We start from the raw sequence: 6,477 nt of genomic DNA on the forward strand, positions 1-6,477 counted from the left end.
CCCGCCGTGCACGGCGGGGGCCTGCGCGCGCCCGGCCGCGCACACCTCGCGCGCACGTCGCGCACACCTCGCGCGCACGTCGCGCGCACGTCGCGCGGTCGGGGCCACACGGGCCGCGCAGCCCGCCTCCTCGCCTCCCCGCATCACCGTCTCCACTCTTTGGTCACGACTTGATTACCGTACGCACATAGCTGTGACACTCCCCCTACATCGCTCGTTACGGTCATCGCTCACGAATCACCTCGGGGGGAACCATGTCGCACACTCCGCCACCGCAGCCGCCGCCCTGGGGCAGTCCGCCCTGGGGCCAGCCGCCCTACGCCGGCCCGAACCCGTACGCCCCGCCCACACCGCCCGGGGGGCGGCCGAAGTGGACGCGCAAGCGCGTTCTGCTCCCGGCCGCCGGACTCCTGCTCCTCGTCGGCGCCGGCATCGGCTCGGCCGACGATCCGGCCCGGACGGAGCAGGCCGCCAGCGCGAAAGCGGCTCCGGCGGCGACCGTCACCGCGACGACCACCCGGACCGCCGCGCCCGAGCCCGCGGTCACCGAGACCGTCACAGCCAAACCCGAACCGGCTCCGACGGTGACCGAGACGAAGACCGTCAAGGTGACCGTGGCACCCGCGATCGACAGCGGCAGCGGCACGAGTGGTGGCAGTGGCGGGGGTGGCGGCGGGTCCGTCTACTACAAGAACTGCGACGCGGCCCGTGCCGCCGGTGCCGCACCCGTGCACGCCGGGGATCCGGGGTACGGAAAGCACCTCGACCGCGACGGCGACGGAGTCGGCTGCGAGTAGCCGTACCGCGACGGGCCGGGGCCGTACGGGACGGATACGGGCGGTCGCGGGGGGTAAGTGTGAGCAAGGACGCTCCCCGAACGGCCGCCGGCGCACTCCCCCGGCCCTAGGGTGGTCGTATGTCCTCTTCTTCCGCATCCTCGGGCCCGGCCACCAGTGCCGCCGCGGCCAATGAGCGGATCCGCGCGCTTGTCGACGCGGCCGACGGGACGTGGCCCGCGGAGGCGTACGAAGTACTCCTCCTGGAGTGGGCCGCGGCCCTGCACGACGACGTCGACAAGGCCGCGTAACCACGCGGTCGGGTCGGGCCGCCCCTTTCCCGCATTTTTCATGAGATGTCCGGTGCGCGGACGCCCCGGCCACCGGTGAAATCCCGCGCATACGGTCGCCGCCTCCTGTCGGCGCCGTGTTCCTGGCGCCGCTCTTCGGGAAGCCCGCAAGCCGCCACCTTCCGGGTCCTCTCGCTCGTCACCACGTTCACCGGCCGTGTCCCCCCACCCGCTGTCGGCGCCGCGCAGCACCGCGCTCCTGTCCGCCGATGGCCCTCACGAACGGCACCGGCTGCCCCATGAGGCAGGGCGCGATGCCCCTGCCCCGTGGAGCCGCAGGCTGGACGGCCCGCGGCGGCCGGCCCCAAGGTGGGAGACGGCGAGGTACGACCGGAACAGGGTGAGCGGCACGGTCCGGAGGAGACGCAGATGCGGGCACACGAGAGGCACCACGAACCCGACCACGAGCATGAGCACGACGAGTCCTTCCGGTCCGCGAGGACCGAGGGGGCCCGGGACACGGCAGGGACCACGCAGTTGTTCCGGGCCGCCGCGGCGGGCCGGTCCGACGTGGTCGGGACGGCCGGGATGCGCAGCCTGCAACGCTCGGTGGGCAACAGCGCCGCCCGTTCTGTGCTCAGCCGGGAGGCGGCCGAGGAGGCACCGGAGCCCGCGACGGAGGAGCGCTCCCCCGTGCACGACGTGGTCTCCGGCGGCGGCTCGCCCCTGGACACCGACACCCGTACGGACATGGAGGGCCGGATGGGCGCCGACTTCTCCGACGTACGGGTGCACACCGACTCGGCGGCGCACGAGTCCGCGAAGGGCGTCGGAGCGCACGCCTACACCGTCGGCAACCACCTGGTCTTCCAGCGCGACCGCTACGATCCGGCCTCGCCCGCCGGGCGCACCACGCTGGCGCACGAGCTGACCCATGTGGTGCAGCAGCGCAGCGGCCCGGTCGAGGGGTCGGAGGCGCCGGGCGGCATCCGCGTGAGCGATCCGTCCGACCGCTTCGAGCGGGAGGCGGTCGCCAACGCCGACCGGGTGCTGGCCGATCCCGGCCCGGCGCCGGTGCCCGACCCGGTGCGGACGGCGGACCCGGCACCGGCCGCGGCGCCCCCGTCCGGGCACTCCGCGCAGTCGGTCCAGCGCGAGTCCGCCGAGGACGAGGACGAGGAACCGGCCGAGGTGCAGGGCTCCTTCGTCCAGCGGGCGGAGGAGGGGGCCGAGGAGGAGGAAGAGGACGCCGGAGCCGGTTGAGCGTGCGGCGTACGGACGGGAGAGGGGCCGCCGGGGAGTGTTCCCCGGCGGCCCCCGCGCCGTCCGCACGGTCTTCGGGCCCGCCCCGCCGCCGCCCATGTCACCTGACGGGTTACGAGTCGGACGACTCCATGTCAGGACGCAGGGTGCCGCCCAGCAGCAGCGACTGTGAACAGCGCGTCGGTGTCGGGGCCTTGACGGGTTTGCCCACCTCGCGGCAGTCGACGGTCATGGTGATCTCCCCTCCGGCCGGCACCTGGATCGGGGTGACGAAGTGGTAGTCGGAGTCGCGGAAGTTCTCCAGGGCCAGCCGCAGGATGGGGGCGTCCTGACTGGAGACGATGAGCGTACCGGCGTCGCCCTGCGGGTTCTGGACGACGATGTCGGTGAGTTCGAAGAGGCTGCCGCCCGGCACCTTGTAGGCGGATCCGGTGCTCGGTGAGCCGCCGACGGTGTCCCTGACCTCGACGCGCGCGCTGGTCGGTACGCCCGCGCCGCCCGCGGCCGTACCCCGGCCGGTGGTCGTACCGCCGGAGCCGGAGCCGTTCGACGCGCCTCCGTCTCCGCCCGTACCGCCGCCGTCCGCACCGCCGTCGGCCCCGTTCGACGATCCGCTGTTCGCTCCCCCGCTCCCCGAACCCCCGTTGCCCGCACCGCCGTTCGCCGCGCCGCCGGACGGGGACGCGGTCTTCTCGACGGCGGAGGCGATCGCCTCCGGGGTGATCGCCTCCCTGGCCGCCGACTTCACCGCCGGGCGCAGCAGCGCGTACCAGAGACCGGCCAGCGCGATCACCGCGACCGCCGCGAGGACGAGGGCGCGCGGCAACCAGCGGGGCAGGATCGGCTGTTGCTCGTACGAACCGTCCGACGTCACGGGCTCGTACGGTTCCTGATCCTCCGCCACCACCGGCGCCACGAAGGTCTGGAACGTGTGCGTGACCGGAGTGCCGCGCCACACCCGCCGTCCGGGCCGCACCGACACCTTCGCGAAGTCGGCGTGGCCGGGCGGGATCACCAGCTCGGGGGTCCCGAACTCCACCCGGGCCCGTTCGGTGCCGGTGTGGCCGGACAGCCGCACGGTCACGGGCGCGTTGCCCCGGTTGTCCACGGCGAGCTGGTGTCGGCCGCGCCGGGCGCCGCTGGATCCGCGCGGCACCAGCTCGGCGGTCACCTCGGTGAACGGCGCGACGGCGACCGTTCCCTCGGGCACCACCGTCCCTTCGGGGTCGCTCGTCGGCACCACCCGGATGCCGAAGGGTGTCTCCCCCGCGGCCACCGACGCGTCGCGCGGCGGGCGCAGCCGCAGCCGCACGGTGCCGGAGGCTCCCGGATAGAGGGAGAGAGCCGGGGGTTCCACCGTCGCCCAGGGCGCACACGCTCCGATGACCTCGAAGCGGTATTCCTCGACGGTGCTGCTGGAGTTGAGGATCTGTAAGGGGACATCCGTATCCCCGCCCGGCTCGGCGGTGACGGATGCGACGTCGAGGCTGGCCGTAACACTCATAGGACGCACGCTAGGTCCGCGCTTTCCCGCGAACACCGGCCGGACAGGAACACTTTCGGGCAGAAGTCGTGCCCGGCGGTCGGGGCCGGATTTCGCACCACCGCGAGATGGGAAAGGAGTAACTGCCGATACGTAAGGCGACAGGGGCGCGTGTCGCCTGGCCCTATAAGGCCCGCGATGACGTGATCGGTTCGCATTTGCGGAGGGGGAATTTCATGACAGAACGCACAATTGTCGGTTTGCGCGCGCAGGATCCAATCTCGCAGGCGGGGGTGGCCAGCCAATTGCGGACCAGACCGGAGGTGACGCTGACCGGCTCGGACGAGAACGAACCCACGCCCCAGGTGGTCGTGGTGGTGGTGGACGTCATAGACGAGGAGGCCCTGCGGATGCTGCGCTCCATTCAGCGCAGTGGCAGCGCCCGCGGTGTGCTGGTGGCGACCGAGATCGACGAACAGAAGCTGGTCAGCGCCGCGGAGTGCGGCGTCGCCGGTGTGGTCAGGCGGTCGGAGGCGACCCCGGACCATCTGGTGCGGGTCATCGTCTCCGTGGCGAAGGGCGAGGGGCATGTGCCGGCCGACCTGCTCGGCAGGCTGTTGGAGCAGGTGGGCCGATTGCAGGGCCAGGTGCTCGGACCGCGCGGACTGCACTTCACCGGCCTTTCGTCGCGCGAGATGGATGTACTGCGACTGGTCGCCGAGGGGTACGACACGGCGGAGATAGCGACCAAGCTCGCCTACTCCGAACGCACGATTAAAAACGTGCTGCACGCGGTCATGACCAGGCTCCAATTAAGGAATCGCTCACACGCGGTGGCCTACGCGTTGCGGCAGGGGCTGATCTGAGACCGATCAGGAACGCGGGGCCCGATTCCCGTTCGACGGACCACGCGGAACTCGCACGGAGCGCGACAACGCACATGACGCACACGACCGGCACGACCCGCACCACTCGCACATATCCGCCGCACATTCCACTCATGATCCGCACACCGACCGGTCCGCGGAACACGCGGAAGATCGCGCGGAGTCAGGAGCGGGCGGGTGCTCGAAAGGGCAGAGTTCGATTCCCACAGGACTGACTCGCGCTCCCCTGACGGGGGAGCGCGAGCGGGGGATGGTGAGGGACCGCGTGCCGGTGATCGGGGGAGGATTCCGTGCGGTGGTCCCGGAGGCTACAACAGTCCTGGCTGGGTTCCGGGGTACGCCGGGCGTGGGTGCGCCGGGCGTGGGTGCGCCGGGCGTGGGTGAGCCCGCCGTGGGTACGGCGGGCGCCGGTACTTCGGGCGCGCGGGAAGCGGCTGATGTCCACCCTGCGTGTCCTGCCCTTCGCGTTGCTGCTGCTCGTGGCGGGCAGCGTGCCCAGCTCCGCCGTCGCACCGCCCGACCCCGAGAACCCGGTGACGCCCGCGGTGGTGACGGAGCGGCTCGACCCTGGCGCGAGCCTGCCGGTGGCCAAGCAGGTGCTGACGCCGGTGATCCCGCCGAAGCCGGACATCGTCCTGCTGGTGGACGGCACCTTGAGCATGGAAGGGTCGATCCAGGACCTCAAGACGGACCTTCCCAGGATCACCGACGCGGTCCTCGCCGCACAGCCCGACTCACGCTTCGCCGTGGCCACGTACGGCGACCAGGAGGTCGACGCGGACCGCGGCGAGGTCTACACGGTCCTGCAAGGGCTGACCGGCGATCTCGACGCGGTGAAGCAAGGTGTCGACAAGCTCACCTGGGAACGCGGACAGGGCAGTCAGGGCCCGGCGGAGGACTGGATCAACGGGCTGTGGGAGATCGCCCACGGCAGCGGTGGCCAGACGGTCTTCCGCGAGGACGCGAGCCCGCTCATCGTGCTGATCGGTGACGCCTCCAGTCACAACCCGAGCATGGAACACACGCTCGACGACACGATCCTCGCGTTGCGGAACGCCGGGATCAGGGTCGTGGGCGTGGACATCGAGACCGCGATCGGCGACGGGCTCAACGGTACGGGCTACGCAGGCATCCCTGGCCAGATAGAAGACCCCCGCATCGACCCCGACCAGGCCACCCGGGTCATCAGGGAGACCAACGGCAAAATGGTCGAAGGCGTCGACGAGAACGCGGTCGTGGCGGCCATCCTGGAGGGGCTGCGCGATCTGCCCATCACCGTCGGCCACCAACTGGACGCGTGCGACCCCGCCCTCACCGTGACCCTCGACCCGCCCACCCGGACCGTCGAGAGCGGCAAGGTCGCCGCGTTCGACGAGACGATCCACCTCGCCGAGGACGCTCCGCAGGGCACCCGGCTGACCTGCACGGTCCAGTTCCTGCTGGGGGCCGGTGGGCAGGGCACGCAGGACCTCGGCCCACGCGCCCTGCCCGCCGACCCGGATCTGACGCAGACCATCGACATCGACGTCAATGACGTCGGAGCCCCGGTGGTCACCGTGGACAACCGTACGGTGCGCACCCTCAGCCCCGACGGCGTCCTCGGCGGTGGCCGTGTACGAGACGCGGACGCCGTCGGGGCTGAGGGTGCGCACCGTACGGTTGTCCACGGTGACCACCGGGGCTCCGACGTCATTGACGTCGATGTCGATGGTCTGCGTCAGATCCGGGTCGGCGGGCAGGGCGCGTGGGCCGAGGTCCTGCGTGCCCTGCCCACCGGC

The 6,477-nt window shown here is 71.8% G+C and carries 6 protein-coding genes; 5 read left to right on the forward strand and 1 reads right to left on the reverse strand.

The window, feature by feature from the left end; genetic code table 11:
- Positions 1-254: 254 nt before the first annotated feature.
- The 3 genes from DVH02_RS34350 to DVH02_RS34355 all read left to right on the forward strand — a co-directional run bounded on the left by DVH02_RS34350 (position 255) and on the right by DVH02_RS34355 (position 2,329).
- On the forward strand, positions 255-797 hold the full coding sequence (locus DVH02_RS34350; RefSeq protein WP_114627736.1) for an excalibur calcium-binding domain-containing protein: 543 nt from the start codon (positions 255-257) through the stop codon (positions 795-797).
- Positions 798-916: 119 nt separating this feature from the next.
- Complete coding sequence (locus DVH02_RS35820) at positions 917-1,087, forward strand: hypothetical protein (RefSeq protein ID WP_199566526.1); 171 nt, start codon at positions 917-919, stop codon at positions 1,085-1,087.
- A 408-nt stretch (positions 1,088-1,495) separates the two neighbouring features.
- Positions 1,496-2,329 (forward strand): eCIS core domain-containing protein, encoded by an 834-nt coding sequence (locus tag DVH02_RS34355; RefSeq protein ID WP_114627739.1) that lies wholly within the window; start codon positions 1,496-1,498, stop codon positions 2,327-2,329.
- A 112-nt stretch (positions 2,330-2,441) separates the two neighbouring features.
- On the opposite strand, the gene DVH02_RS34360 is transcribed toward DVH02_RS34355, so the two are convergent.
- Positions 2,442-3,833, reverse strand: coding sequence for a COG1470 family protein (locus DVH02_RS34360; protein ID WP_114627737.1), 1,392 nt, complete (start codon positions 3,831-3,833; stop codon positions 2,442-2,444).
- A gap of 215 nt (positions 3,834-4,048) precedes the next feature.
- Here DVH02_RS34360 and DVH02_RS34365 point away from each other — a divergent pair, with 215 nt between their 5' ends.
- Entirely contained in the window at positions 4,049-4,678 is a 630-nt protein-coding gene (locus tag DVH02_RS34365) for a helix-turn-helix transcriptional regulator (RefSeq protein WP_114627738.1), read from the forward strand.
- A 458-nt stretch (positions 4,679-5,136) separates the two neighbouring features.
- Positions 5,137-6,477 (forward strand): vWA domain-containing protein (locus DVH02_RS34370; RefSeq protein WP_147286215.1); only part of this gene is annotated, 1,341 nt, incomplete at its 3' end.

It is taken from the genome of Streptomyces corynorhini, assembly GCF_003346515.1.
GTDB classification, from domain to species: domain Bacteria; phylum Actinomycetota; class Actinomycetes; order Streptomycetales; family Streptomycetaceae; genus Streptomyces; species Streptomyces corynorhini.